This window comes from Corynebacterium sp. HMSC055A01, assembly GCF_001809405.1.
In the GTDB taxonomy this organism is placed as follows: Bacteria; Actinomycetota; Actinomycetes; order Mycobacteriales; family Mycobacteriaceae; genus Corynebacterium; species Corynebacterium hesseae.
Genome location: NZ_KV797596.1, coordinates 1 through 615, shown reverse-complemented (window position 1 = coordinate 615; position 615 = coordinate 1). Strand labels below are relative to the sequence as shown.

Annotated in this window: 1 protein-coding gene; it reads right to left on the bottom strand. The window is 57.7% G+C overall.

Annotated elements, in window-relative coordinates; all coding sequences use genetic code 11:
• Positions 1 to 5: 5 nt before the first annotated feature.
• Positions 6 to 615: IS3 family transposase (locus tag HMPREF2604_RS12135; protein WP_141746463.1), on the bottom strand; the 610-nt coding region annotated here is incomplete at its 5' end.

The following is a 615-nucleotide window of genomic DNA, read 5'->3' as shown; positions in this document are numbered from 1 at the left end:
AGTGGTTAGGCAGCTATTTCTTTTCTGCTGGTGGTTGAACCGGACTTGTTCTCGAAGTCGACGGGGCTGACCATCCCCAGTGCGGAGTGCCGGCGCCGACGGTTGTAGACGACTTCAATCCAGTAGGCAACGGCCTCGCGTGCAGCATCATGGGTCGCCCAGCGCTTGCGGCCGTAGAATTCGGTTTTAAGCGTCGACCAGAACGACTCGGCCATCGCGTTATCGAAGCACACACCAGTACGCCCCACAGACTGAGCAATGCCTAGGCTGCGGCAGACCTCCCAGAGCTTCTCGCTGGTGAATTGGGTTCCGCGGTCAGCGTGAAACACCAGTCCTTCAGGAACGTCACCGCGCAGTGTATGCGCCATCCGCAGGGCCCGTTCGACCAGGCGTGTGTCTTGAACGCTATCCATTGCCCAGCCCAGTACTCTGCGGGAATGGCCGTCGCGGACTGCACATAAGTACAGCCAGCCTTCACCGGTGCGCAGGTAGGTAATATCCGACATCCATACTCGGGTGAGCTCACCGGTATCAAACATTCGTTTAACCAGGTCAGGAAGAGTTGATTTACGCTTGGCTTGAATGGTTGTCACCGGGACAAAGGCACGCGGTGAA